General features: G+C 68.4%; 29 protein-coding genes, 3 tRNA genes and 1 pseudogene. 21 read left to right on the top strand and 12 right to left on the bottom strand.

What is annotated here, in order from left to right; all coding sequences use genetic code 11:
• Window positions 1–3: 3 nt before the first annotated feature.
• From AC5Y31_RS12215 to AC5Y31_RS12205, 3 genes are read left to right on the top strand one after another with little or no spacing between them, the layout of a single operon-like run.
• Window positions 4–441 carry an SRPBCC family protein gene (locus AC5Y31_RS12215; protein WP_499980577.1) on the top strand — a complete coding sequence of 146 codons (438 nt, stop codon included), beginning with the start codon at window positions 4–6 and terminating at the stop codon, window positions 439–441.
• Window positions 442–464: 23 nt separating this feature from the next.
• On the top strand, window positions 465–914 hold the full coding sequence (cynS, locus tag AC5Y31_RS12210) for a cyanase (protein WP_499980575.1): 450 nt from the start codon (window positions 465–467) through the stop codon (window positions 912–914).
• Between the two features lie 10 nt (window positions 915–924).
• Window positions 925–1,968 (top strand): patatin-like phospholipase family protein, encoded by a 1,044-nt coding sequence (locus AC5Y31_RS12205; RefSeq protein ID WP_499980574.1) that lies wholly within the window; start codon window positions 925–927, stop codon window positions 1,966–1,968.
• 7 nt (window positions 1,969–1,975) lie between these two features.
• Here the strand turns inward: AC5Y31_RS12205 and AC5Y31_RS12200 are convergent, their stop codons facing one another.
• A complete protein-coding gene (locus tag AC5Y31_RS12200; protein WP_065025302.1) occupies window positions 1,976–2,806 on the bottom strand; it encodes a DUF8453 domain-containing protein in 831 nt (276 codons plus the stop codon).
• Window positions 2,807–2,817: 11 nt separating this feature from the next.
• Window positions 2,818–3,534, bottom strand: a complete 717-nt coding sequence (locus AC5Y31_RS12195; RefSeq protein ID WP_065025339.1) for an MBL fold metallo-hydrolase — start codon at window positions 3,532–3,534, stop codon at window positions 2,818–2,820.
• 147 nt (window positions 3,535–3,681) lie between these two features.
• Here AC5Y31_RS12195 and AC5Y31_RS12190 point away from each other — a divergent pair.
• The 11 genes from AC5Y31_RS12190 to rplA all read left to right on the top strand — a co-directional run bounded on the left by AC5Y31_RS12190 (window position 3,682) and on the right by rplA (window position 8,465).
• A tRNA-Thr gene (locus AC5Y31_RS12190) sits at window positions 3,682–3,754 on the top strand.
• A gap of 38 nt (window positions 3,755–3,792) precedes the next feature.
• A tRNA-Met gene (locus tag AC5Y31_RS12185) sits at window positions 3,793–3,866 on the top strand.
• Between the two features lie 43 nt (window positions 3,867–3,909).
• The gene (gene rpmG, locus AC5Y31_RS12180; protein ID WP_013827599.1) at window positions 3,910–4,077 is read left to right on the top strand and encodes a 50S ribosomal protein L33; all 168 of its coding nucleotides are present in this window, start codon (window positions 3,910–3,912) and stop codon (window positions 4,075–4,077) included.
• A gap of 12 nt (window positions 4,078–4,089) precedes the next feature.
• A complete protein-coding gene (hadA, locus tag AC5Y31_RS12175) occupies window positions 4,090–4,566 on the top strand; it encodes a (3R)-hydroxyacyl-ACP dehydratase subunit HadA (protein ID WP_499980573.1) in 477 nt (158 codons plus the stop codon).
• A complete protein-coding gene (gene hadB, locus AC5Y31_RS12170) occupies window positions 4,553–4,981 on the top strand; it encodes a (3R)-hydroxyacyl-ACP dehydratase subunit HadB (RefSeq protein WP_064855577.1) in 429 nt (142 codons plus the stop codon). The genes hadA and hadB overlap by 14 nt, the downstream gene beginning before the upstream one ends.
• 11 nt (window positions 4,982–4,992) lie before the next feature.
• Window positions 4,993–5,493 (top strand): (3R)-hydroxyacyl-ACP dehydratase subunit HadC, encoded by a 501-nt coding sequence (hadC, locus tag AC5Y31_RS12165; protein WP_065025304.1) that lies wholly within the window; start codon window positions 4,993–4,995, stop codon window positions 5,491–5,493.
• Between the two features lie 237 nt (window positions 5,494–5,730).
• Window positions 5,731–5,803: transfer RNA gene (locus AC5Y31_RS12160), tRNA-Trp, on the top strand.
• An 87-nt stretch (window positions 5,804–5,890) separates the two neighbouring features.
• Window positions 5,891–6,334, top strand: a complete 444-nt coding sequence (secE, locus tag AC5Y31_RS12155; protein ID WP_301631473.1) for a preprotein translocase subunit SecE — start codon at window positions 5,891–5,893, stop codon at window positions 6,332–6,334.
• Between the two features lie 23 nt (window positions 6,335–6,357).
• On the top strand, window positions 6,358–7,152 hold the full coding sequence (gene nusG / locus AC5Y31_RS12150; protein WP_499980571.1) for a transcription termination/antitermination protein NusG: 795 nt from the start codon (window positions 6,358–6,360) through the stop codon (window positions 7,150–7,152).
• A gap of 26 nt (window positions 7,153–7,178) precedes the next feature.
• Window positions 7,179–7,607 (top strand): 50S ribosomal protein L11, encoded by a 429-nt coding sequence (gene rplK, locus AC5Y31_RS12145; protein ID WP_065025307.1) that lies wholly within the window; start codon window positions 7,179–7,181, stop codon window positions 7,605–7,607.
• A gap of 150 nt (window positions 7,608–7,757) precedes the next feature.
• Window positions 7,758–8,465, top strand: coding sequence for a 50S ribosomal protein L1 (gene rplA / locus AC5Y31_RS12140; RefSeq protein ID WP_065025308.1), 708 nt, complete (start codon window positions 7,758–7,760; stop codon window positions 8,463–8,465).
• Window positions 8,466–8,533: 68 nt separating this feature from the next.
• Here rplA and AC5Y31_RS12135 read toward each other — a convergent pair whose 3' ends face one another.
• From AC5Y31_RS12135 to AC5Y31_RS12105, 7 genes are all read right to left on the bottom strand, one after another.
• Window positions 8,534–9,421, bottom strand: a complete 888-nt coding sequence (locus AC5Y31_RS12135; protein ID WP_301631471.1) for a cyclopropane mycolic acid synthase family methyltransferase — start codon at window positions 9,419–9,421, stop codon at window positions 8,534–8,536.
• 129 nt (window positions 9,422–9,550) lie between these two features.
• Window positions 9,551–10,414: a cyclopropane mycolic acid synthase family methyltransferase gene (locus tag AC5Y31_RS12130; RefSeq protein WP_499980569.1), complete on the bottom strand. Its 864-nt coding sequence runs from the start codon at window positions 10,412–10,414 to the stop codon at window positions 9,551–9,553.
• Between the two features lie 140 nt (window positions 10,415–10,554).
• Window positions 10,555–11,418 (bottom strand): cyclopropane mycolic acid synthase family methyltransferase, encoded by an 864-nt coding sequence (locus AC5Y31_RS12125; RefSeq protein WP_065025310.1) that lies wholly within the window; start codon window positions 11,416–11,418, stop codon window positions 10,555–10,557.
• A gap of 83 nt (window positions 11,419–11,501) precedes the next feature.
• Window positions 11,502–12,407 (bottom strand): alpha/beta fold hydrolase, encoded by a 906-nt coding sequence (locus AC5Y31_RS12120; RefSeq protein ID WP_499980568.1) that lies wholly within the window; start codon window positions 12,405–12,407, stop codon window positions 11,502–11,504.
• Window positions 12,408–12,409: 2 nt separating this feature from the next.
• Entirely contained in the window at window positions 12,410–13,756 is a 1,347-nt protein-coding gene (locus AC5Y31_RS12115; RefSeq protein ID WP_499980566.1) for an ABC1 kinase family protein, read from the bottom strand.
• A 50-nt stretch (window positions 13,757–13,806) separates the two neighbouring features.
• Window positions 13,807–14,409 carry a DinB family protein gene (locus AC5Y31_RS12110; protein WP_301631464.1) on the bottom strand — a complete coding sequence of 201 codons (603 nt, stop codon included), beginning with the start codon at window positions 14,407–14,409 and terminating at the stop codon, window positions 13,807–13,809.
• 2 nt (window positions 14,410–14,411) lie between these two features.
• Window positions 14,412–14,936: a DinB family protein gene (locus AC5Y31_RS12105; protein ID WP_499980565.1), complete on the bottom strand. Its 525-nt coding sequence runs from the start codon at window positions 14,934–14,936 to the stop codon at window positions 14,412–14,414.
• A gap of 102 nt (window positions 14,937–15,038) precedes the next feature.
• Here AC5Y31_RS12105 and AC5Y31_RS12100 point away from each other — a divergent pair, with 102 nt between their 5' ends.
• Both AC5Y31_RS12100 and AC5Y31_RS12095 read left to right on the top strand, forming a co-directional pair.
• Window positions 15,039–19,217: a glycoside hydrolase family 38 N-terminal domain-containing protein gene (locus AC5Y31_RS12100; RefSeq protein WP_499980564.1), complete on the top strand. Its 4,179-nt coding sequence runs from the start codon at window positions 15,039–15,041 to the stop codon at window positions 19,215–19,217.
• Window positions 19,214–20,131: an ROK family protein gene (locus tag AC5Y31_RS12095; protein ID WP_499980562.1), complete on the top strand. Its 918-nt coding sequence runs from the start codon at window positions 19,214–19,216 to the stop codon at window positions 20,129–20,131. The genes AC5Y31_RS12100 and AC5Y31_RS12095 overlap by 4 nt, the downstream gene beginning before the upstream one ends.
• Before the next feature lie 6 nt (window positions 20,132–20,137).
• On the opposite strand, the gene AC5Y31_RS12090 is transcribed toward AC5Y31_RS12095, so the two are convergent.
• The 3 genes from AC5Y31_RS12090 to AC5Y31_RS12080 form a co-directional block, all read right to left on the bottom strand.
• Entirely contained in the window at window positions 20,138–20,635 is a 498-nt protein-coding gene (locus tag AC5Y31_RS12090; RefSeq protein WP_065025316.1) for a carboxymuconolactone decarboxylase family protein, read from the bottom strand.
• Window positions 20,632–21,720: an NAD(P)H-dependent amine dehydrogenase family protein gene (locus AC5Y31_RS12085; protein ID WP_499980561.1), complete on the bottom strand. Its 1,089-nt coding sequence runs from the start codon at window positions 21,718–21,720 to the stop codon at window positions 20,632–20,634. The genes AC5Y31_RS12090 and AC5Y31_RS12085 overlap by 4 nt, the downstream gene beginning before the upstream one ends.
• Window positions 21,721–21,787: 67 nt before the next feature.
• A complete protein-coding gene (locus tag AC5Y31_RS12080) occupies window positions 21,788–22,111 on the bottom strand; it encodes a winged helix-turn-helix transcriptional regulator (RefSeq protein WP_301631457.1) in 324 nt (107 codons plus the stop codon).
• A 71-nt stretch (window positions 22,112–22,182) separates the two neighbouring features.
• On the opposite strand from AC5Y31_RS12080, the gene AC5Y31_RS12075 reads away from it, so the two are divergent.
• The 5 genes and pseudogenes from AC5Y31_RS12075 (at window position 22,183) to AC5Y31_RS12055 (ending at window position 25,329) form a co-directional block, all read left to right on the top strand.
• Window positions 22,183–22,611, top strand: coding sequence for an anthrone oxygenase family protein (locus AC5Y31_RS12075; protein WP_499980559.1), 429 nt, complete (start codon window positions 22,183–22,185; stop codon window positions 22,609–22,611).
• Between the two features lie 244 nt (window positions 22,612–22,855).
• A complete protein-coding gene (rplJ, locus tag AC5Y31_RS12070) occupies window positions 22,856–23,473 on the top strand; it encodes a 50S ribosomal protein L10 (RefSeq protein WP_499980558.1) in 618 nt (205 codons plus the stop codon).
• A 52-nt stretch (window positions 23,474–23,525) separates the two neighbouring features.
• A complete protein-coding gene (rplL, locus tag AC5Y31_RS12065; protein WP_064855594.1) occupies window positions 23,526–23,915 on the top strand; it encodes a 50S ribosomal protein L7/L12 in 390 nt (129 codons plus the stop codon).
• Window positions 23,916–24,109: 194 nt separating this feature from the next.
• A pseudogene (locus AC5Y31_RS12060) lies at window positions 24,110–24,187 on the top strand (carotenoid oxygenase family protein); the annotation flags it as partial.
• Window positions 24,188–24,282: 95 nt separating this feature from the next.
• Window positions 24,283–25,329: an ABC transporter ATP-binding protein gene (locus AC5Y31_RS12055; RefSeq protein WP_065025321.1), complete on the top strand. Its 1,047-nt coding sequence runs from the start codon at window positions 24,283–24,285 to the stop codon at window positions 25,327–25,329.
• Window positions 25,330–25,408: the final 79 nt, after the last annotated feature.

Here is a 25,408-nt window from a genome sequence, read left to right as displayed (position 1 = left end):
GACATGGCCCGCGGACGCCTGGAGCACACCGCCGACGTCGGGGCGTCGCCGGAGATTGTGACGGCGTTTCTGGCCGACCTGACCAACTATGAAGCGCTGCACCCGATGCTGGTGGACGTGCGCCGCGTCCCCGGCGGCACCGACGGCGCCACCCGCTACCTGGCCCCGCACCGCATGCGCCTGTACGGCATCCCGATCCGCTTCACCTGCCGGGTGGACCTGCGCACCGACGGCCCCGGCGAGATCCGCAGCCACACCTTGCAGCGGCCCGGCATCGAAATGTGGTCGACGGTGACGGTGCGCCCGCACGGCGACGGCAGCCGGCTGCACGAGCAGGTCGACATCAGCGCACCCCGGCTGTTGATGAACACCGTGCTGCGCGACGGAGGCAGCTCGCATGCCGCCATGTGGGAGAACCTGCGTCGCTATTTCGCAGGCTGACCGACACGGGCATGCTGGAAGCCATGAACCGAAGCGAGATCACCGAGCAGATCGTCGCCGCCCGGCTGGCCAAGGGCCTGAGCTGGCAGGAACTGGCCGACGCGATCAAGAAACCGGTCGTCTGGACCACGTCGGCGCTGCTGGGCCAGCAGCCCATCCCGGCCGAGCAGGGCGAGATCCTGGCCGATCTGCTCGGCTTGGATCGTTCGGTGGTACCGATACTGGCCGCGGTGCCGGTGCGCGGCGGGCTCACCACGCCGCCCACCGACCCGACCATCTACCGGCTCTACGAGGCGGTGGGCGTCTACGGCCCCGCGATCAAGGAACTGATCCACGAGCAGTTCGGGGACGGCATCATGAGCGCGATCAATTTCAGCGTGGACATCGACAAGAAACCGCACCCGGGCGGTGATCGGGTGGTGATCACCCTCGACGGCAAATTCCTGCCCTACGAGTGGAACTCCGCGGACTGAGTGCCGACCGATGGCCACTCGTCGATCGCAGAAGAACGCGCCGCTGACCGCAGACCTGGTGCTGTCCGGCGGGGGAGTGCGGTTCATCGGGCTGGTCGGAGCGGTGGTGGCGCTGATGGACGCCGGCTACTCGGTGCAGCGCATCTCCGGGGTGTCCGGCGGTTCGGTGGTGGGCACCATCCTGGCCGCGGCCGCCCAGGGCGATCAGCTGACCGCGGAACAGGTCAAGGAACTGGCGCTGTCTGTGCCGCTGTCCACCTGGCGCGACACCGAGGTACCGGTCCCGTTGCTGGGCGCGGCGTTCGGATTCCTGCGCGACAGCGGCCTGTACCGCGGCGACGTCGCGCACGACTGGATTCGCGGCGAGCTGGCCAACCTGGGGGTGCGCACCTGGGGCGATCTGACCTACGACGACGACAACCTGCTGACCGAGCGGCGCTACCGGGCGGTGGTCAGTGTGACCGACGTGACGACCGGGCAGCTGGTCCGGCTGCCGTGGGACTACCGGCGGGTCTACGGCCTCGACCCCGACGAGCAGTCGGTCGCCGACGCGGTGCGGGCCTCGATGTCGGTGCCGTTCTTCTACCGCCCGGTGACGCTGACCAGCGCCGCCGGGCGGCAATCCACGCTGGTCGACGGTGGGGTGCTGTCGAACTTCCCGATCTACACGTTCGACCGGCTCGACGGCCGCGCGCCGCTGTGGCCCACCTTCGGGGTGACGGTGGTGCCGGAGCTGTCCGGCGGCGATATCGGCGACATGGTTCCGGGCCTGCGGCCACTGCGCATGTTCGGGCAGTCGCGGCTGCTGGAGAACCTGATCAGCACCCTGCTAGTCGGCCACGACCAGACCTATCTGAACCAGCCGTGGGTCAGCGTGCGCGCCATCAAGATCAGCCCGACCGACGTGGGGGTGCTGGACTTCGGGATCTCCCGCTCGCGCCTCGAAGAGCTCTACCAAAACGGCTACGTCGCGACGCAGAAGTTCCTGGCGGGCTGGGACTGGCCGGCCTACCTGGAGCGGTTCCGGGTGGCGCACTATCCCGGCGCCGAGTGACGCAAGCTCAGTGCCGGTGCTTGCCCAGCTCGGCGCTGGCGTCGCCGAGCCGCACGGTGATGTCGGTGTTGCCGGCGCCCTCGAGCTGCTCGCGGCCGCGCAGCCGGTCCTGGATCTCGCGGGCCGCCCCGTTGATCCGCTCGATCTCGCCGCGGAACACGTCCGGGCGGGTCTCCTTGCTGGCGTAGTGGAAGTAGCTGAGCAGGCTGCGCAGCAGCTCCAGCTTCTGCTTCTCCCGCTTGGCCAGGTCGTGCGTCGTCATCAACTCGACGCGCCGCACCGGCGGCAGGTCGCCCCAGTCCAGCGTCACCTTGTTCTCGTAGGGGGTCCGCTTACCGCGCCCGAACCACCCCTTGGGCTCGTCGGGGGTGTCGTAGTAGCTGACCGTCCCGGTGAACCGCGACTCGATGCCCTCACCGAGCTCGGCCCGGTCGATCGCCGAGTCCCACACCGTGCGCCACTCCTGGTTCGGCGCCAGCACCGTCAGCTCCTCGGGCAGCTGCAAGGCGACCACATCGGCGTAGCCGTCCGAAGCCGTCTCGTAGCGGGCCACGGTCGGCGGCTGGGCGAACGAGAACCGGATGTCGTAGGCGGCGGTCTTGCCGAAGTTGCGGACCACCAGCTCGATGACGTGCCAGTCCGCGGCGTGCGGCTCCATGTACATCGCCACGTGCGGGCGGGTCTGCTCGGCGGCCGCGCGGCGGTTGCGCTGAAGTTGCCGGTTCAGATAGAGCAGCGCCAGCACGGTGATCCCGATCGCCAGCCACGCCGCGAATGCCAGCCACGTCTCCGGCCCCGCGTGGGCGATGTCGTACCAGCGGTCCTCGACTGATCCCATCGGCTATCCCCTCATCCGCCCATCAGCATGCGCCACCGGTCCAGGCTTCCGGCGCTGAATACATAGTTGGATCGCTTGACCTCGGAGAGCGCAGCGCTCGGATCGGCCGAATACCAGTGCCCGGGAAACACCGTCGGGTCACCCGGCAGGGCGGCCAGCTGCTGCAGACTGCGGTACATCTCGTCGGAGTCGCCACCGGGGAAGTCGGTGCGGCCGCAGCCCTCCAGGAACAACGTGTCGCCGGCGACGAGGCGGCCGTCGAGCAGGAAGCACTGACTGCCCGGAGTGTGCCCGGGGGTGTGCAGCAGCTCGATCTCGATGTCGCCGATGCTGACCTTGTCGCCATGCTCATGGGCGGTCAGGTCCGTCATCGGAATTCCGGTGATCCGCGAAACCCACTGTGCCTCATGGGTGTTCACGTGAACCGGGACGCTGGTCCGCTCCAGCAGCTCGGCGAGGCCCTTGAGCTCGAATCCCATCATCGACCCGCCCACGTGATCGGGGTGGTGATGGGTCACCAGTACGCCGGACAGCCGCATACCGTCGGCCTCGATGGAGTCGAGCAGGTCACCGGCGGCGTAGGCCGGGTCGACCACCACGGCGTCGCCGGTCTGCCGGTCGCCGATCAGGTACGCGAAATTGCGCATCTGGGTGGCCATCGGGTCCCCGACCGCGAAATCGCGTCCGGAGAGCAGTTGGCGGAAATACAGCCGGTCGGATTCGGGCACGCCCTCCACCCTAAAGCAGCCGGTACCGCAAACCCGGCGAAGCCGGGCGCGGCAGGTCGTCGCCGTCGGCACCGCGGTTTGGTGACCTCGTGGCCGAGGTTGTAACCTTCTACAGGCTCACGGCGCCGGATGGCCGCCGTGGGTCAGGCCCCCTTAGCTCAGTCGGCAGAGCGTTTCCATGGTAAGGAAAAGGTCAACGGTTCGATTCCGTTAGGGGGCTCGGTGGACGCCGGGCCTGCTGGCAGGTGTATTACCCGCGGCGATGTAGCTCAGTTGGTTAGAGCGAACGACTCATAATCGTTAGGTCGCCGGTTCAAGTCCGGCCATCGCTACTACGAGAACCAGCGCAACAACAGATGAAAGAGGGCAGCTGACGTGGCCTCCAGCACCGATGTGCGGCCGAAGATCACCTTGGCCTGTGAGGTGTGCAAGCACCGCAACTACATCACCAAGAAGAATCGCCGCAACGACCCCGACAGGCTGGAGCTGAAGAAGTTCTGCCCCAACTGCGGCAAGCACCAGTCTCACCGCGAATCCCGCTAGGTCGCGCGAACCGTGTCGTTGGCCGAGCGCCTCGCCGGGGCGCATTACCGCTATCCCGACCACTATGACGTGGAGCGGGAGAAGATCCGCGAATACGCTCGCGCGGTCAAGGCCGTGGACCCGGCCAGTTTCGACCTGCGGGCGGCCGCCGGCCTCGGCTACGACGGCCTGCTGGCCCCGCTGACCTACATCTCGGTGTTCGGGCACAAGGCGATTTCGTCGTTCTTCGAGCACGCCGGTGTCACCGTCGATGACGCCCAGATCGTCCAGGTCGACCAGAAGCTGGAGTTTCACCAGCCGATCAAGGAAGGCGACCGGCTGTACTGCGACGTCTCGGTGGAATCGGTTCGCCGCGCACACGGCACCGACATCATCGTGACCCGGCAGGTGGTCACCAATGATGTCGGCGAGACCGTGCAGGAGACGTATACGACGTTGGCGGGTCGCGCCGGCGAGGGAGAAAAGGGTTTCACCGATGGCGTTGCGTGAGTTCAGTTCGGTCAAGGTCGGCGATCAGCTGCCGGAGCGGGTCATCCCGCTGTCTAGGCAGGATCTGGTCAACTATGCCGGCGTGTCCGGCGACCTGAACCCGATCCACTGGGACGACGAGATCGCCCAACAGGTGGGCCTGGACACCGCGATCGCCCACGGCATGCTGACCATGGGGCTCGGCGGCGGCTACGTCACCGCGTGGGTGGGTGACCCGGGAGCGGTGACCGAGTACAACGTCCGTTTCACCGCCGTGGTGCCGGTGCCCAACGACGGCAAGGGCGCCGAGATCGTCTTCAGCGGCCGGGTGAAGTCTGTGGACCCCGAATCCAAGTCGGTGACGATCGCGCTCACCGCCACCACCGACGGAAAGAAGATTTTCGGACGGGCGGTCGCCTCGGCGAAGCTCGCCTAGGGGATTCAACGATGGCGATCAAAACCGATATCCGGGGCCTGATCTGGCGCTACCCGGAGCCGTTCGTGGTGGGCCGCGAGAAGATCCGCGAGTTCGCCCGGGCCATCAAGGCCGAGGACCCCGCCTGCTATGACGAGGCGGCGGCGGCCGAACTGGGCTACGACTCGGTGCTGGCCCCGCTGACCTTCGTGGCGATCCTGGCCAAGCTGGTGCAGTCCGACTTCTTCCGCAACGTCGACACCGGCTACACCACCATGCAGATGGTCCAGGTCGACCAGGGGTTCACCTACCGCAAACCGATCAAGGCCGGCGACGTCCTTTACGCGCGGATGGAGATCGCGTCGGTCAACGAGCGGTTCGGCGCCGACATCGTGACGACCCGCAACATCTTGACCGACCAGGACGGCGATGTCGTGCTGGAGGCGTTCACCACGATGATGGGCCACGACGGCGACGATTCGGTGAGCCTGAAGTGGGACGCCGAATCCGGTCAGGTCGTCCGAACAGCCTGATTAGTTGCGGCTGTCCCGGCTTCCGCTCACCTCCGCCGTCCCTTCGGGCCGACTCCGGCGAGCCTCGCCGAACAGCCTGATTAGTAACTGGCCCGGGCGGCGAGGTACACTCGGACCTCGGGGTTTTCCCAGCACTAGCGCGCTTTCCGTGAGGCGAACGGGGAGCGCGCGAATTGTGTGGGCCGGAGACGGTGCACAGGTGAGATCCCGGAACGCAGGTTGGTCTGCCAACCGCGAAGGGGCGTAGCTCAACTGGCAGAGCAGCGGTCTCCAAAACCGCAGGTTGCAGGTTCAAGTCCTGTCGCCCCTGCTGACGTGCCATGGTGGACAGTGGACACTGGAACTCACCTAGGTGCGGTACGGCAATACGTAAGCGAGAAGAACGAAGGAGCATGCGGTGACCGACGAGCTCGACCGTCCCGACGCCGCAGCCGACGGCGACAGCGAGGCCGACTCTCCTCTCCGCCCCGGTCGCACGGCGGTGGCGAACAGGCAGGTCGGCGACCCGCTGCGGCCCACCGGCAAGCGCTCCCGGCGGCGCGGCGCGGACGATGGCGTCGACGAGCTGGAGTCCACCGCGACCGAGCTGGGCGGGGACGAGGCCAAGAAGGCCAAGAAGGTCAAGAAGAAGTCGGACGGGCCGTCGCGCAATCCGTTCCTCTTCGTCTTCAACTACCTCAAGCAGGTCGTCGGCGAACTTCGCAAGGTGATCTGGCCGAACCGCAAGCAGATGGTCACCTACACCGCGGTGGTGCTGGCGTTCCTGGTCTTCATGGTGGCTCTGGTCGCCGGTGCGGACTACGGATTCGCCCGGCTGGTGCTGCTGGTGTTCGGCGAGTGAAGTTATAGGAAGGACTGACAACCGTGACTACCTTCGACGGCGATACGCCTGCGGGCGAGCCGGTCGACGTGGCGGAGACCACCGAGGTGCCTGCCGAGGCCCCGGCCGAAGAGACGGCTGAGGCTGTCGAGGCCCCCGAGAGCCCCGAGGCCCCGGAAGCCGCCGAGGCGGCCGACGCTGAGCCCGCGGAGGAGCTCGACCCCGCGGTGGCGCTCAAGGCCGAGCTGCGCACCAAGCCGGGCGATTGGTACGTCATCCACTCCTACGCCGGCTACGAGAACAAGGTGAAGGCCAACCTCGAGACCCGCGTGCAGAACCTGGACGTCGGCGACTACATCTTCCAGGTGGAAGTGCCCACCGAAGAGGTCACCGAGATCAAGAACGGCCAGCGCAAGCAGGTCAACCGCAAGGTGCTGCCGGGCTACATCCTGGTGCGGATGGACCTGACCGACGACTCCTGGTCCGCGGTGCGCAACACCCCGGGCGTCACCGGGTTCGTCGGCGCCACCTCCCGGCCGACCTCGCTGCCGCTCGACGACGTGGTCAAGTTCCTGCTGCCGCAGGGCGCGGCCAAGAAGCAGGCGCGCGGTGCGGCCAGCACTGCGGCGGCGGCCCACGAGGGCGGTCTGGAACGGCCGGTCATCGAGGTCGACTACGAGGTCGGCGAGTCGGTCACCGTCATGGATGGGCCGTTCGCCACGCTGCCCGCCTCGATCAGCGAGGTCAACGCCGAACAACAGAAGCTCAAGGTGCTGGTGTCCATCTTCGGCCGCGAGACGCCTGTGGAGCTGACCTTTAACCAGGTCTCCAAGATCTAGTACGTAGGAAAGGAACACCCCAACTCATGGCCCCGAAGAAGAAGGTCGCCGGGCTGATCAAGCTTCAGATCGAAGCCGGTCAGGCCAACCCCGCGCCGCCGGTCGGACCCGCGCTCGGTCAGCACGGCGTCAACATCATGGAGTTCTGCAAGGCGTACAACGCCGCGACGGAGAGCCAGCGCGGCAACGTCATCCCCGTGGAGATCACCGTCTACGAGGACCGCAGCTTCACCTTCGCGCTCAAGACCCCGCCCGCGGCGCGGCTGCTGCTCAAGGCCGCCGGCATCGCCAAGGGTTCGGCCGAGCCGCACAAGACCAAGGTCGCCAAGGTGAGCTGGGACCAGGTCCGCGAGATCGCCGAGACCAAGAAGGCCGACCTCAACGCGAACGACATCGAGGCCGGAGCCAAGATCATCGCCGGCACCGCTCGGTCGATGGGCATCACCGTCGAATGATCTTCGTCGAATAGACCTGAGCACGACGAAGCGGGCCGAGGAACGAGGCCCAGCGTAGGAATGCGAAGGGCTTATTCGACGAGAAACAGTCGAGTGGGAGGGCCAGCTTCGGCCCGTCAACCACAACCAACCACCTGAGATTGGATAACCATGAGCAAGAACAGCAAGGCATTCCGCGCCGCCGCCGAGAAGGTGGACCGCGACAACTTCTACACCCCGCTGCAGGCCGCCAAGCTGGCCAAGGAGACGTCCTCGACCAAGCAGGACGCCACCGTCGAGGTGGCCATCCGGCTCGGCGTCGACCCGCGCAAGGCCGACCAGATGGTCCGCGGCACCGTGAACCTGCCGCACGGCACCGGTAAGACCGCCCGGGTCGCGGTGTTCGCGGTCGGCGAGAAGGCCGACGCCGCCATCGCCGCCGGCGCCGACGTGGTCGGCAGCGACGACCTGATCGAGAAGATCCAGGGCGGGTTCCTCGACTTCGACGCCGCGATTGCCACGCCCGACCAGATGGCCAAGGTGGGCCGCATCGCCCGCGTGCTGGGCCCGCGCGGCCTGATGCCCAACCCCAAGACCGGCACGGTGACCCCCGACGTCGCCAAGGCCGTCTCGGACATCAAGGGCGGCAAGATCAACTTCCGGGTGGACAAGCAGGCCAACCTGCACTTCGTGATCGGCAAGGCCTCCTTCGAGGAGACCAAGCTGGCGGAGAACTACGGTGCCGCGCTCGACGAGGTGCTGCGGCTCAAGCCGTCGTCGTCCAAGGGGCGCTACCTGAAGAAGGTCACCATCTCCACGACGACCGGCCCCGGCATCCCGGTGGACCCGACCGTCACCCGCAACTTCGCGGCCGAGTAACCCTCGCGAGCAGACGCGAAAGCCCCCTTTTCCTTACGGAATTGGGGGCTTTCGCGTCTGCTCGGCGGTTAAGCGCTCTTGGCGTAGCTGACCAGGCTGACGTCCAGGGCCTCGTCGGTGAAGTAGTACTCGCAGCCGCGCAGGTACTTCATGTAGCGCTGGTAGACCTCTTCGGACTGGATCGCGACGGCCTCGTCGTGGCGGGCCTCCAGCGCGTCGCCCCAGATCTTGAGCGTCTTGATGTAGTGCGAGCGCAGCGAAATCGCTTCGGGCACCGTGAAACCGGCCTTCTCGCCGTGCGCCACCATCATGTCGGTGGTGGGCAGCCGACCGCCCGGGAAGATCTCGGTGAGGATGAACTTGATGAACCGCGCCGTCTCGAACGTCAGCTTCTTGCCGCGGGCGTTCAAGTCATAGGGGTGGAAGCTGACGCTGCTCTGGATGGCCATCCGGCCGTCGGCCGGCATGATGTCGTAACAGGTCTTGAAAAAGTCGTCGTAGTTCTCAAAGCCGAAGTGCTCGAACGCCTCGATGGAGACGATCCGGTCCACCGGCTCGTCGAACTCTTCCCAGCCCTTCAGCAGCACCCGGCGGGACCGTTCGGTGTCGATCTCGTCGAGCAGGCTCTGTGAGTAGGCGTGCTGGTTCGTCGAGAGGGTCAGGCCGATCACGTTGACGTCGTACTTCTCGACGGCGCGCTTCATGGTCGCGCCCCAGCCGCAGCCGATGTCGAGCAGCGTCATTCCGGGCCGCAGGTCCAGCTTGTCCAGGTTCAAGTCGAGCTTGGCGATCTGCGCCTGCTCCAGGTTCAGGTCCGGCGGGTCGAAGTACGCGCAACTGTAGGTGCGGCTCGGGTCCTGGAACAGGGCGAAGAAGTCATCGGACAGGTCGTAGTGAGCCTGGATGTTTTCGAACTTCGGACGCATTCCCGCGGTGCGTGTCGATTTCTCCGCCATCTTTGACTGGTTGCCTTCCTGATGTAACCCGCCGTGACCGGACGCGGTGTGTGGTGTGTCGCCCAAGCCGGTCAACCGTTGAATCATAGCGGGCGCATAGTGCCCGGGTCGGCATCGGTGGCCGGATGTCTACTTGGCGAGGGTGAACTGGTTGACGTCAATGTAGCCAAGCCGGAACCGCTCCGCGCAGCCGGTCAGATACCTCATGTAGCGCTGGTAGACCTCGTCGGACTGGACGGCGATCGCCTCGTCGTGGTGAGCCTGCAGAGCCTGCGCCCACAGGTCCAGGGTCCTGGCGTAGTGCAGCTGCAGCGACTGGGTCCGTTCCACGGCGAAACCGGCTCGTTCGGAGTGCTCGTGCACCATCTCGATCGACGGCAGCCGGCCGCCCGGGAAGATCTCGCTCATGATGAACTTGCTGAACCGGGCGGCCTCCATGGTCAGCGGCAGGCCGCGCTCGGCGAACTGGTTGCCCGACAGCGTGGTGATGGTGTGCAGCAGCATCCGGCCGTCGGCCGGCAGTAGCCGGTGGGCCATCGCGAAGAAGGAGTCGTAGCGCTCGAAGCCGAAGTGTTCGAACGCGCCGATCGAGACGATCCGGTCCACCGGTTCGTCGAATTGCTCCCAGCCGGCCAGCAGCACCCGCCGGTCGCGCGGGCTGTCCAGCGCATCGAAGCTGCGCTGCACGTGAGCGGCTTGATTGCGGCTCAAGGTCAGCCCGATCACGTTGACGTCGTATCGCTCGATGGTGCGACGCAGGGTGGCACCCCAGCCGCAACCGACGTCGAGCAACGTCATGCCGGGCTGCAGTCCCAGCTTGCCCAGCGACAGGTCGATCTTGGCGAGCTGGGCCTGTTCCAGGGTCATGTCGTCACGTTCGAAGTAGGCGCAGCTATAGGTTCTGGTCGGGTCCAGGAACAGCTCGAAGAATTCATCCGATAGGTCGTAGTGCGCCTGCACCTCCGCGAAATGCGGATTCAGCTTTGAAGACATGACAAGGACTCCCCCCGATGGCGGTGTGCTCCCCCCGAGCACGAAAAGCCGCCTCCGGAATCCTACGCGCACTCGGCGCGTCTCCCCGCCACCGAGCGCGGCGGCGGAGGTGTTCTCGCCGGTGAACCGGCTGCTCAGCGCTACTTTTGCAGCGTGTACTGGTGGACGGTGTTGTAGCCGTCGCGGAACAGCTTGACGCAGCCGTTGAGGTATTTGTCGAAGCGGTCGTAGGCCACCTGGCCCTGCACCTCGATCGCGCGCTCCTTGTTGGCGGCCAGCATCGCGGCCCAGTCCTCCAGGGTGCGCGCGTAGTGCGGCCCGATCTCGTCGTCGCGGGTGCAGGTGAAGCCGGCCTCGGCGGCGTACTTGCGGGGCAACCATGCCGACGGAAGCTGCCCGCCGGGGAAGATCTCCTTCATGATGAACAGGGTGAACTTGGCCAGATCCATCGTCAGCGGCAGGCCTCTGGCCAGCGCGTCCTCCGAGCCGGCGATCGCGGTGATGGTGTGCAGCAGCATCCGCCCGTCTTCGGGCAGTGCGTCATAGGTGATGCGGAAGAAGTCCGCCCAGCGGTCACGGCCGAAGTGCTCGAACGCGCCGATCGACACGATCCGGTCCACCTTGTCGGTGAACTCCTCCCAGCCCTGCAGCCGCACCTCGACGCTGCGGTTGGTGTCCACCTTGGACAGCTTGTCGATCGCGTACTCGCGCTGCTCACCGCTGAGGGTGAGCCCGATGACGTTGACGTCGTACTTCTCGATCGCGCGCTGCATGCAGGCCCCCCAGCCGCATCCAATGTCCAGCAGCGTCATGCCCGGCTCCAGGCCCAGCTTGCCCAGCGCCAGGTCGAACTTGGCGATCTGCGCCTCGTCGCAGGTGGTGTCCTTATCGGGGTAGAACCCGCAGGTGTAGCCCATGGTGGGGCCGAGGAACAGCTCGTAGAACTCATTCGAGATGTCGTAGATAGACTGCAGTTCCTCGTACTTCGGCTCCAATGTGGGCATAGCTCGGTTTACTCGCGATCTTGTGGGGGAATAGGTAGAGGCTCGCTCATCCTACCGTTTACCGTAAGTCTGCTGACAATCCGCTACCGGCCGGCGGCAAAGGTGGTGGTCAGCTCGTTGATCACCGGATCCCACAGCTCCTCGGGCAGGTCGTGGCCCATGCCCTCGATCAGCACCAGCCGGGCCCGGTCGATGGCGTTGGCGATCGCCCGGCCCCCCGAGGGGCGCATCAGCTTGTCGGCCAGCCCGTGGATGACCACCGTCGGCGCGGTGATCAGCCGGTCGTAGGCGGCCAGGCTGCCGCTGGCCAGGATGGCGCCGAACTGCCGCGCGATGCCCCACGGGTAGTAGCTGCGTTCGTAGGCCTCGGTGACGTTGGCCCGCAACTGCTCCTCCGGTGTCGGGTAGCCGGGGCTGCCGATGATCCGGCTGGCCCGCACCGCGTTGTCGATGATCACCTCACGCGGGGAGTCCGGCGGCGGCCCGGACAGCAGTGCCAGCAGCGCGCGCGGCGCCGGCGGCGGCAGGAATCGCCGGTTGTTACTGGAGAAGATCACCGCCAGCGACCGGGTCCGGTCGGCGAACCGGGCCGCGAACACCTGCGCGATCATCCCGCCCATCGAGGCGCCGACCACGTGGGCCTTCTCGATACCCAGGTGGTCCAGCAGGGCGGCGGCGTCGTCGGCCATGTCCTCCAGGGTGTAGACGGCTGAACCGGGCTTGCCCAGCCAGAACCGTGCCATCCGCGGCACCAGTGCGCCGCGGGCGTGCTTGCGGCCCAGTTTGGTGGACAACCCGACATCCCGGTTGTCGTAGCGGATCACCCGCAGGCCCTGGGCCACCAGCTTCTCGCAGAACCCGGTGCGCCACAGCAGCAGCTGGGCGCCCAGGCCCATCACCAGCAGCACCGGCGGGTCGCCGACCTCGCCCATGTCCTCATAGAAGATGTCCAGGTCTCCGGAGCGGGCGGTACCGCTGCGAACGTCCACGGCTATACCTCCGGTGCGTCTTTGTGCTCTCGGCTGACGTCGACCATGAAGTTGGCGAAGTAGCCGGTCAGCTGCGGGTCCGACATCATCTGCCAGCGCGGCGCCAGCAGCTTCATGTAACGCTCCACGTACAGGAACTGCTTGCCGATCAGCACCAGCTCGCGCGGCAACTTGACGTCGTAGGCGTCGGCCAGCGCGCCGAGTTGCTTGCCGATCTCGGCATACGACATGTCGCCCAGCGACTTCATCGTCAACGGGGTGGCGAACGCCTCCAGATCCCGGGCGGCCTGGCCCTCGGGTTTGATCGTGCCGACCGCGCCCATCAGCACCACGATCTTGCCGGCCGCGGCGTGGTCCTTCTTGACCAGCAGCGCATACACCAGCTCACGCAGCAGCCAGCGGGTGCGCGGGTCGATGCGGCCCATGATCCCGAAGTCCAGGAACACCACCCGGCCCTGGTCGTCGACCAGCAGGTTGCCCGCGTGCAGGTCGCCGTGGAACAACCCGTGCCGCAGTCCGCCCTCGAAAGTGGAGAACAGCAGCGCCTTGACCAGCTCCACGCCGTCGAAGCCGGCCTTGCGGATCGCGGGCGCGTCGTCAATGCGGATGCCCGACACCCGCTCCATCGTCAGCACCCGCTCGCTGGTGAAGTCCCAGTGCACGTCGGGCACTTTGATGTTCTTGCCCAGCGGTGAGGCGTGCAGGTGCGACACCCAGGTCTGCATGGACTGTGCCTCGATGCGGAAGTCCAGTTCCTCGGCGAGGTTGTCGGAGAAGTCGGCGACGACGTCCTGGGCGGACAGTCGGCGGCCCAGCTTGGCCAGCTCGACCAGCTGCGCGAACCGTTTGAGGATCTGCAGGTCGGCGGCGACCCGGCGGCGGATGCCCGGGCGCTGGATCTTGACGACGACGTCCTCGCCGCTGTGCAGGGTGGCGAAGTGGACCTGGGCGATGGACGCCGACGCGACCGGGGTCTCGTCGAACTGCGCGAACAGCTCGGCCGGTTCGGCGCCCAGTTCCTCGACGAACAGTTGGTGCACCGCGGCGGGGTCGGCCGGCGGTACGGAGTCCAGCAATCCGCGGAATTCCCGCGACAACGGTTCGCCGAACGCGCCGGGGCTCGAGGCGATGATCTGACCGAACTTGACGTACGTGGGTCCCAGGTCGGCGAAGGTCTGCGGCAGCTCCCGGATCACCTTCTGCTGGATCGGGCCGGGCTTGAGCAGTCCGGTGAAGACCCGGGTGACGGCGCGAGTGAGCTGCCAGCCGGTCGCGCCGATGCGGGCGGCCTCGACCGGCAACGGCACCCGGTCGAGCCGGACCACCTGGCGAGGCGGGGTCGAACTCATTGCTGCAGTCTGCCAAATCAGCGGCGGAAGTTCTCCGCCAGCGCACCGTCTTACGCCTTGGCGCCCGGCCGCCAGGGGGTCAGCCATGCGGTCGGTTCGGCGCCCTCGAACCCGGCGATCAGTTCGTACATGGTGGCGCCGTCGATGCTTTCCCGGATGATGTCGGCGTGCCCGGCATGCCGGGCGAGCTCGTTGATCACGTGGTGGAACACCCAGCGCACCGTCCACGCGTCGACGTCGGTGGGGAACCACGGTGCGTCGCGCGGCACCGGCACCGCGGCGTCGAGGTCGGTGGACTCCAACAGGTGTAACGTCTCGGCGTTTTGCGCAGCAAACGCTTCCAGCGCCCCGGCCAGGGTCTCGTCCTGGCGCAGTACGTACTGGTCCTGATATTCGCGGGCCCTCTCCTCGCCCGGCCGGCTGTCCGCGGGCGGTGCGGCCGGGGCGGCGGCGACGCGGGACATCCAGGTGTGTTGCAGACCGGTGGCGTGTTTGATCAACGCACCGATCGACAGGGCGCTAGCGGTCGGGGTGGCCCGGGCCTGTTCATCGGTCAGGCCGTAGGCCACCGCGAAGTAGGCGCTTTGGTGGTAGGCCACAAATTCGCGCAGCGCGTGGCGTTCGTCGGTCACCGGTGGGGCGAGTCCGGGCATGGTCAGTCCTTTCGATCGAGTCGGTGCGCGTACAGATCGCGCAGGCAGGCGATTTCGGCTCCGTGATGGATGGCTTCGCGGTGGATATGCAAGACCAGCTCCGCCATGGTGCGCTCGGCCCACGGCCCCTCGGCCGCGCCGATGGGCCGGGCCAACTCGGACTCATCGAGGCCACGCACCCCGGCGATCCAGTCTGCATAGGCGTCGTCGAGCTGGCGCAGTGCGGTGGCGGCGTCGAGCGCGTACGGCCAGGTCTGGTAATCGGCCGGCGGCCCGCCGAAGTGGTGGTGGTTGCGGACGGCGAACACGCCGACGATCACGTGCGCCATTCGCCAGGCGATGGTGGTGAACGGCGCCGGCTCGGGCACCGGGACGCCAAAGTCGATGCCGTCGCGGCGTACAGACCAGCAGCCGGCCACCGGCTCCCACAGGTACTCGTCGTCGGTGAGGCCGTCCAGCCGCGGGCGCAGCTGGTTTTGCCAGTGCCAGTCGAGTTGGTCGGCCAGCAAGTCACTCCAGACGGGCATGACCCGAGCCTGCCAGTCCGGTCGGACAATTCCCACGCACGCCGAACACAGCCGGCCGCCGAAAGGCTCCGCCCGGCAGGCGCGCGTCCGTAGGTTTGTGTCATGCGGATCCTCGACGCCGAAGCGACCGGGAAGTTCGTCGGGCCGGCCGACGCCCCGCTGCAGCTGGTCCGGGTGGGCTACCGCGACGCCGAGGCGCCGACACCGATGCGCATCGAGGGAGACGGTCTGGCCGGGCAGGCCGTCGCGCAGCCGGGAAGCGGCGTCGTCGAGGTGCCGGTGACCGTCGACGGCGCGATGCCCGGCCAGCAGCGGGCCGCGCGCGTCAACGGCCGGAATTTCACGTTCACCGTGGCCGAACCCGGCTGGACGATGTTCATGGTCGGGCAGTTCCACTACGACCCGGTGTGGTGGAACACCCAGGCCAACTACACCAGCGTGTGGACCGAGAACCCGCTGGGCGCGTGCCGGCAGACCAACGGCGTCAACCTGGTGCGCAGCCATCTGGACTGGGCCCGAGACCACCCCGAGTACAAATTCGTTCTGGCCGAAGTCGACTACCTCAAGCCGTACTGGGACACCCACCCGGCCGACCGCGCCGAGCTGCGCCGGCTGATCGCCCAAGGCCGAGTCGAGGTGATGGGCGGCACCTACAACGAACCGTCGACCAACCTCATCGACGCCGAGACGACGATCCGGAACCTGGTGGCGGGCATCGGTTTTCAGCGCGACATCATGGGTGCCGATCCCGGCACGGCCTGGCAGCTCGACGTGTTCGGCCACGACCCGCAGTTTCCCGGACTGGTGGCCGACGCCGGGCTGAGCTCCAGCGCGTGGGCGCGCGGACCGTTCCACCAGTGGGGTCCGATGGAGGGCGGCGGCGATCCGCGCCGCATGCAGTTCGCATCCGAGTTCGAATGGATCGCGCCGTCGGGGCGCGGCCTGCTGACGCACTACATGCCCGCGCACTACGCCGGCGGCTGGTGGATGGACGCGAGTGAGTCGCTGGCCGACGCCGAGGACGAGGTCTACGGGCTGTTCACCGAGCTGAAGAAGGTCGCCGCCACCCGCAACGTGCTGCTGCCGGTGGGCACCGACTTCACCCCGCCCAACCGGTGGATCACCGAAATCCACCGGGACTGGAACGCCCGCTACACCTGGCCGAAATTCGTGTGCGCCCTGCCACGCGAGTTCTTCGCCGCGGTGCGCGCCGAACTCCAGGAGCGCAACGAGGCGCCGTCGCCGCAGACCCGCGACATGAACCCGATCTACACCGGCTGCCACGTCTCCTACATCGACACCAAGCAGGCCAACCGGGCCGCCGAACGGGCGATCCTGGGTGCGGAGCGCTTCGCGGTGTTCGCCGCGGCGCTGACCGGGGCGGACTACCCGGAGGCGGCGCTGGCCAAGGCGTGGGCGCAACTGTCCTACGGCGCCCACCACGACGCCATCACCGGCTCGGAGGCCGACCAGGTCTACCTGGATCTGCTGACCGGCTGGCGCGACGCCTGGCAGCTCGGTGTCGACGCCCGCGACGACGCGCTGGCGGAGCTCTCGGGCTTGGTGACTGGTGACGAAGGAGCCGTGGTGTGGAACCCGGTGGCCGCCGACCGGACCGATCTGGTCACCGTGCACCTGGAGACACCGCTGCCCGCGGGGGCACGCGTGGTCGACAGCGAGGGCATCGAATCGCCGGCCCACGTCGAACACGGCGGCACCACGGTCAGCTGGCTGGCCCGAGTGCCCTCGCTGGGCTGGCGGGCCTACCGGCTGGTTCCCGCCGACGAGGCGCGGGGCTGGCAGCCGCTACCGGGCACCGCGATCGGCAACGAGCACCACCGGCTGAGCGCCGACCCGGACCGCGGCGGTGGCATCACCTCGTGGCTGTGCCTGGGCGGGAGCGCGATCCGCGAAATGATCTCTGAAGGCGGCCTGGGCAACCAGCTCGCCGTCTACGACGAATACCCCAAGCACCCCCGATCCGGTGAGGGCCCTTGGCATCTGGTGCCCAGCGGCAACCTCTTCACCTCGGCGGTTGCCACCGAGGTGAGCGTGCAGGCCTACCGCGGGCCGCTGGGGGAGCGGCTGGTGGTCTCGGGGCGGATCCGCGGCGTGCTGGCCTACACCCAGACGCTGACGCTGTGGCATGGCGTGGACCGGGTCGACTGCTGCACCACCGTCGACGAGTTCACCGGCGCCGACCATCTGCTGCGGCTGCGCTGGCCCTGCCCGGTGCCCGGCGCGCTACCGGTCGCCGAGGTGGCCGACGCCGTCATCGGCCGCGGCTTCGGTCTGCTGCACGAGCCCAGTGGACGCTCGGTGGACACCGCGCAGTACCCACGCACCCTCGACACCCCCGCCCACCGCTGGTTCGGGCTGTCGGCCACGGCCCGGATCAACGTCGGGAGCAGCAGCCGCGCGATGTCGGTGGCCGAAGTCGTCAGCTGCGACGGACTCGAGGCGCCGCGGGAGTTGATGGTCGCGCTGGTGCGCGCCGGCGTCACCGCCACCTGTTCGCAGGCCGACGGCCCCCGGTACGGCAACCTCGCCGTCGACTCCAACCTGCCGGATTGCCGCATCGCGCTGGGCGGGCCGGACCGCAACACCTTCACCCGGGCCGTGCTGGACGCCGCGGATCCGGCCTACACCGACGAGCTGCAGCGGCAGCTCTCCGAGCAGGGCCGGGCCCGGGTGTGGGTGCCGGCGGAGAAACCCCTCACCGAGGTCTGGGTGCCCGGTGCCGACCTGACCGGCCCGCGCGCCCTGCCGGTGCTGGTGATCGCCGCCCGCGAAGACGGCTTGGTGGCCGAGATCGCCCGGCTGGCTGAGGAGCTGGCGGATGCCGAGATCAGCGTGCAACAGCAGACCCCGGCTGACCTGGAGCCGTTCGAGGCGCGCAGCGTCGCCCTGATCAACCGCGGTGTCCCCAGCTTCGCCGTCGACTCCGCCGGCACGTTGCACACCGCGCTGATGCGGTCCTGCACCAGCTGGCCGTCGGCGGCCTGGACCGACGGCCCGCGCCGCACCGCGCCCGACGGCAGCGCCTTCCAGCTGATGCACTGGACGCACACCTTCGACTACGCGCTGGTGGCCGGCGACGGCGACTGGCGCCAGGCCGAATTCCCTTTGCGCAGCGCGGAATTCGCCGACCCGTTGCGGGCCGTTCCGGTGGCCGGCGGCGACGGCACACTGCCGGCGAGTGGCTCGCTGCTGCGCGTCGAGCCGGCCGCCGGTGTCGGCCTGGAGGCGCTCAAGGCGGCCGGCAACCCGACAGCGCGGGGCAGCGCCGCGCCCGTCGACCCGAACACCGTCACGCTGCGCCTGGTGGAGACCCACGGAGCCGGCGCCGCCGTCACGCTGCACAGCGACCTGGGCCCGGTGAGCGTGCTGGGCCGCGCCGATCTGCTGGAACAGCCGCGGGAACACCCGGACCCGAACCTGTTGCACGGCTACGAGATCGCCACCGTCACCGCCCGGCTGGACCTCGAATGCGTGGGTGCCGCCCGCGCTCGCCTGGCGGCCGAGCAGGAAGCCGCCCAGCCGCTGTACGCCCGCTACTGGCTGCACAATCGCGGGCCGGCGCCCCTGGGTGGTCTGCCGGCGATCCCGGCGCTGCATCCGCACCGGCTGGACGCGGATCCGGGTGAGCAGCTCACCTTCGAGCTCAGCGTGGCCAGCGACAGCGTCGACGCGACACTGGCCGGCGCGGTGACGTGGCAGTGCCCGCTCGGCTGGACGGCCACGCCCGGCGAGCACCCGGTGCGGCTGCAGCCGGGCCGGCACACCCGCACCCCGGTGGCGGTGGCGGTGCCGGCCGCTGCCCCGCCGGGGCTCTACCCGATCCGCGCCCGGCTCGACCTCACCGGCGACGTGCCACGGGCTTGGCGGCAACCGGTCGAAGACGTGGCGGTGGTCCGCGTCGGGGACCCGGGACCCGACCGGCTGCTCTACGTCGATGGCGTGTCCGACATCGAGGTGACCGCCGGGCGAACCGCGCGCCTGAGCGTCATCGTCGGCACCGACGCCCACGCCGACCTGGCCGTGGAGGCGCACCTGATCACGCCCTGGGGGACCTGGGAGTGGGCCGGGCCCGCCGCGGTCGGCGCGCTGGTCCCGGCCCGCGGCAGCGTCGACGTCGAGTTCACCCTGAGCCCACCGGTGTGGGCGCGGCCCGGCACCTGGTGGGCGCTGGTCCGGGTCGGCGGGGCCGGCGGGCTGGTGTACACACCGGCGGTGCGGATGACGGTGGCGGCCGCCGAGCCGATCGGCGTCGACCGATGAGCGGCCCGACCCTCGCGCTGGACGTCGGCGGCACCAAGATCGCCGCCGGCCTCATCGGCGCCGACGGAACCCTGCGCTACACCGCCACCCGGCCCACCCGCGGTGACCAGGGCCCTGAGGTGGTGTGGGCGGTGGTGGCCGAGCTGCTCGGCGACGTCCTGGCGAAAGCCGGCGGGCGGGTCGGCGCGGTCGGGATCGGCTCGGCCGGCCCGGTCGACGTCAACGCCGGGACCGTCAACCCGATCAACATCCCCGGCTGGCGCGGGTTCGCCCTGCGTGACCGGGTGGCCGCCGCGGTGCCCGGAGTGCCGGTCCGGTTGGGCGGCGACGGCGTCTGCATGGCGCTGGGCGAACACCGGTACGGGGCCGGGCGCGGGACGCGATCGATGCTGGGCATGGTGGTCTCGACCGGGGTGGGCGGAGGTCTCGTGCTCGACGGAGCGCCCTTTCACGGCCGGACCGGCAACGCCGGGCACGTCGGGCACGTCGTCGTCGACGCCGATGGCGAACCGTGCCGCTGCGGCGGCCGAGGCTGTGTGGAGACCATCTCCTCCGGCCCGGCGATGGTGCGTTGGGCGCTGGCCAACGGCTGGACGCCGGAGACCGCCGAGGCCGACGCCAAGGCGCTCGCTGCGGCCGCCGAGGCCGGTGACCCGGTGGCGCGGCGCGCATTCCGGCGCGGCACCGATGCGCTGGCGGCGATGATCGCCTCGGTGGCCGCGGTCTGCGACCTGGACCTGGTGGTGATCGGCGGGGGAGTCGCGAAATCCGGTGCGCTGCTGTTCGATCCGCTGCGTGCGGCGTTGTCCGAGCACGCCCGGCTGGACTTCCTGACTGGGCTGAAGGTCGTGCCCGCCGAACTCGGCGGCGACGCCGGCCTGGTGGGGGCGGCCGCGCTGGCTACCCTGGTCTGACTCTGCTTAGGCGGTCTGCGTTGTGGCGTGGCTGGGAAGGGCGCAGATCGCGTCCAGGCCGAAGACCCTGTTCAATCGGCCGAAGGCCAGCCAGGCCCCCAGGGACATCGTCAGTTCCACGGCCTCACGCTGGTCGTAGTGGGCCTGGAAGCGGGTCCAGAACTCGTCGTCCAAGCCGTGATGGTCCAGGACGTAGCGTTCCGCGTACTCCGCTGCCAGGCGTGCTCTGTCGTCCAGGCGGTCTGTCGTGCGCCAGTGCTCTACTGCTTCGGCGAACTCCTCTTCCACCTTGACGCCGTCGCGTTCTGTTCTCCAGTCCTGGCAGAACAGGCAGCCGTTCAACTGGGCGATGCGCAGTCGCGCGGCCTCGAACTCGCGCAGGCCCAGCGTCGAATGGGCATAGACAGCCAGGGAGAAGTTCGCCGCCGCCGGGCCGATCCCGGGGACCAGGGCGCCCCAGACGTACTCGATGGCGTCCTGGCCCTCGGGGATGTCGATGTTCACTTCGTGCCTCCGAAGGTTCGGCCGGGGATCCAGCGCAGCGGGACGTCGAGAGCGTCGTACAGGCCGGGGTCGGCGGCGACAAGCCAGTCGAGGGCGCCGACGATGCGGCCCACCGCGGTGGCGTTGCCGCCCTCGGAGCGGTTGCCGTTCTCGGTGGCCTCGACGGTCACCTCTATCCGGGGGCTGCCTTCGATGATCACGCGGTGGGCGCCGTCTTCGCCGGCCGGTGGCTGCGGCCAGTCGGGCGCGCAGGACGGGTCAATGCGGGTGACGTGTTCGATCACGATGCGGGCCTCGCCGTCGACGATGCCCTGGACCTCGAACCGCACGGCGCCCTGGGTGCCCGCCTCGAAGTCGCCCATCGCGGCGGTCGTGACGGTGGCGTCGAGGGTGCGGCGTTCGACGTGCTCGCGTACGTCGTCCAACTCGACGCCCAGCGCGCGGGCGATCAGCCGGACCTGCCCACCCCACACCATCGACGGGACGGTCGCCATCAGCATCGGCGGCTGGTAGTCGAGCGGGTGCCCCATGCCGACGAGGTGGCGGACGGAATCCGGCTGGTCGTAGGTCGTGTAGTCGAAGATCTCCTGGCAGCGGATCCCGTCGACACGGGCGGCGAGCCCGCTGACGAGCAGCGGCAGGATGTCGTTGCCCCAGCCGGGGTCGATGCCGGACACGAACAACGATCCGCCGCCGTCGGCGATGGCCTTCTCGACGGGTTCGCGCACTTCGGGCGGGGCGCTTCGGTGGTCGTACAGGGGATAGAGGGACGGTGTGACGACGGCGGCACCGGCGCAGATCGCGCGGCAGACGTCGGCGAGGGCGTCGTCGGGGCGGATGTCGCCGGAGGCGGCGTAGACGACGGCGCGCGGGCCCGCGGCGAGGGCGGCTTCGACGTCGTCGGTGGCAGCGACGCCGACCGTGCGGCCGAGTCCACCGAGGTCGCCCGCGTCGCGGCCCACCTTGGCCGGGTCGTGGACGATGACGTGGGCGAGTTCGAGTGCGGGGTGGGCGTCGACGGCGCGGATGGCCAGCCGTCCGACGTTCCCGGTGCCCCAGACGAGGGTGGGGATGGTGTCGCTCATCACAGGAGCCTAGCAAGCGATTGGTTGGCTAACGGGCCCGTGGACGGTGCCCGCTCTGGGCGTCGAGTCAGCGCGAAAGGTGGACGCGGCCCCACTCGCACAGCTGGGCCAGCACCGGGGCCAACGTCTGCCCGTACTCAGAGATCGAATAGTGCACACAGGGCGGCACGGTGCCGGCGTCGTGGCGGTCGATGATCCCGTCGGCGACGAGTTCGTGCAGATGTCGGATGAGCATCCGTTCGGTGATGCCCGGGATGCTGCGCCGAAGCTCGGCGGTGCGCATCGGCCCGTCGGTCAGCCGCCACAGGATGGTGCCTTTCCAGCGGCCGTTGACGACCGACAGTGCGGCGTCGATCGGGCAGTCACTGACAACTTTTTTTGATGCCGCCACCAGCTCTCCTGACGCTGACCAATTTGTCAGTACCTTGTTTTTTGTCAGCATAGCTATCACAGTCGTCTGTCGTGAAGCAGATTGTGGAGATTCTTGCGATATCGGTGACCGGAATCCTGGTGGGTGCGGAGTTCGCGGTGGCGGCGTTCCTCAACCCGATTCTGGGGCGGCTGCCCGACGACGCGCGCCGGGCCGCCCGCGCGGACGGCGCCCGGATGCTGGGACGGCTGATGCCGTTCTGGTATTTCGCCGCGTTTGCATTGCTGGTGGCGGTCGCCGTCGTCGCGGACTCGCAGCGCCGGCTGGTCGGTACCGGGGTGGGCCTGATGGCTGTCGCCGTGCTGCTGTCGGTGGCAGTTTTGGTGCCGATCAACAACCGCATCGCGGCCGGCGAGGTGTCCACCCGGCTCGTGGCGCGCTGGGACCGGCTGCACTGGTTGCGGGTGGCGATCCTGGCGGCGCTGTTCGTCGTGCTGGTGACCGGCGCACTGAACGCCTGAGCCCGGGTCCGTTTTGGCTGATCGGCCCCCATCACGCTATGGTGTGTGGCGATCCACCGAAGACCGTCGGTCACCGAGCAATCGGTTGAAGGTCCGGGAACATCCCGGCGGCCCACGCAGGAGGACGAGGCACCGGCTCCGCCGGCACACATTGTGACGCCCCGACCGCATCCTGCGTCGGGGCGTTCGTTATTTCCCGGGTGGAACAACGTGAGACAACGACAGCGACACCGAGGAGGTATGCATGGCGCGGGCTGACAAGACCGCCGCCGTCGCGGACATCGTCGAGCAGTTCAACGGCTCGACCGCCACCGTGATCACCGAGTACCGCGGTCTGACGGTTGCGAACCTGGCGGAGCTGCGGCGTTCGCTCGGCGGCTCGGCAACCTACGCGGTGGCGAAGAACACCCTGGTCAAACTGGCCGCGGCCGAGGCCGGCGTGGAGGGGCTCGACGAGCTCTTCGCGGGCCCGACGGCGATCGCGTTCGTCCAGGGTGAGCCGGTCGACGCGGCCAAGGCCATCAAGAAGTTCGCCAAGGACCACAAGGCGCTGGTCATCAAGGGCGGCTACATGGACGGTCGCGCGCTGACCGTCGCCGAGGTAGAGCGCATCGCCGACCTGGAGTCGCGCGAGGTGCTGCTGGCCAAGATGGCCGGTGCCATGAAGGCCAACCTGTCCAAGGCTGCCGGACTGTTCGCCGCTCCGGCGTCGCAGATGGCTCGCCTGGCAGCGGCGCTGCAGGAGAAGAAGCCCGCCGAGGCAGCTGCGGCTCCTGCCGCCGAGGCTCCCGCCGAGGCCGAGGCTCCTGCCGCCGAGGCTACGGCCGAGACCGCCGAAGCTGCGGCCGACGCCACCGAATAACCAGACACAAACCAACCCAACTTCCTAACCGGAATCAGAAAGGACCGAAACCATGGCCAAAATTTCCACCGAAGAGCTGCTTGACGTCTTCAAAGAGATGACCCTGCTGGAGCTGTCGGAGTTCGTGAAGCAGTTCGAGGAGACCTTCGACGTCACCGCTGCGGCTCCGGTCGCCGTGGCCGCCGCCGGCGGTGCCGCCCCGGCCGCCGCCGAGGCCGCCGAGGAGCAGTCCGAGTTCGACGTCATCCTGGAGTCGGCCGGCGAGAAGAAGATCGGCGTGATCAAGGTGGTCCGCGAGGTCGTCTCGGGCCTGGGCCTCAAGGAGGCCAAGGACCTGGTCGACGGCGCTCCCAAGCCGCTGCTGGAGAAGGTCGCCAAGGAGGCCGCCGAGGAGGCCAAGGCCAAGCTCGAGGCTGCCGGCGCGACGGTCACCCTCAAGTAGTTTTTTCCGCCCAGACCCCCGGAAGCCGCCAGGCTCCCGGGGGTCTGCGCTATTCAGGTCGGGCTGCCCACCGCGGCCAGGGACGGCGCCACCCGGGCCGACCTGTCCACGCGCCCGTTACAAGCACGACTACAAAAAGCGGATCGAGCATCACGGCGCCGCTCGACCCGCAGTTGATGTTCGGCGCCGCCAGCTGTGAGACGGTTGCCACCGTTCACCTGCCGCAACGGGTGCCGATGGGCTTCCACGGAAACTGGACATCGGCGCACTGAGGCGGACCGCCGTTGCGGGGCGCACCGGTGCGCTACAGTGGCCCAAGCCACACGCGCAGACGTGGCACGACGAGAGTTGCGGAAGGACCTCACTAATGGGTGTCGCCATCGAGGTAGAGGGCTTGACCAAGTCCTTCGGATCAGCCCGGATCTGGGAAGACGTCTCATTGACGATCCCGGAGGGAGAGGTCAGCGTCATGCTGGGGCCCTCGGGTACCGGCAAGTCGGTCTTCCTGAAGTCGCTGATCGGGCTGTTGCGGCCCGAGCGCGGTTCCATCGTGATCGACGGCACCGACATCCTGCAGTGCTCGGCCAAGGAGCTCTACGAGATCCGCACGCTGTTCGGGGTGCTGTTCCAGGACGGCGCGCTGTTCGGGTCGATGAACATCTACGACAACACCGCCTTCCCACTGCGTGAGCACACCAAGAAGTCCGAGAGCGAGATCCGTGACATCGTCATGGAGAAGCTCGACCTGGTCGGTATGCCCAACGACGGCTACAAGTTCCCCGGTGAGATCTCCGGTGGTATGCGCAAGCGCGCCGGCCTGGCCCGCGCGCTGGTGCTGGACCCGAAGATCATTCTGGTCGACGAGCCGGACTCGGGTCTGGACCCGGTCCGCACCGCGTATCTGAGCCAGTTGCTGATCGACATCAACGCCCAGATCGACGCCACCATCTTGATCGTGACGCACAACATCAACGTGGTGCGTACCGTGCCGGACAACATCGGGATGCTCTACCGCAAGAAGTTGGTGATGTTCGGTCCGCGTGAGGTGCTGCTGACCAGTGAGGAGCCGGCGGTCAAGCAGTTCCTCAACGGCCGCCGGATCGGCCCGATCGGCATGTCGGAGGAGAAGGACCAGGCGACCGCGGCCGCCGAGCAGGCCGCGATCGACGCCGGGCACGCCGACGGGGGCGTCGACGACGTCGAAGGGGTGCCGCCGCAGATCGTCGCCAGCCCCGGTATGCCCGAGCGTCAGGCGGTGGCCCGCCGTCAGGCCCGGGTGCGCGAGATCCTGCACACCCTGCCCCCCAACGCCCAGGCGGCCATCCGCGACGACCTCGAAGGCACCCACAAGTACGGGGTGCGCGACTACCCGGCCGACGACGAGGCCCCCACCGCGTCGATCCGGACCCAGTAGGGCGGAGGCCCTGGCTGCCGACCCGCACCGTGTCAGCTCTTGACGGACGGACCTAAACGGTCCAATCTGGTCACCAGCA

Source organism: Mycobacterium sp. NGS18 (genome assembly GCF_059813185.1).
Note: the sequence above shows the minus strand (reverse complement) of the source record. Positions and strands in the feature narration are given on the sequence as shown.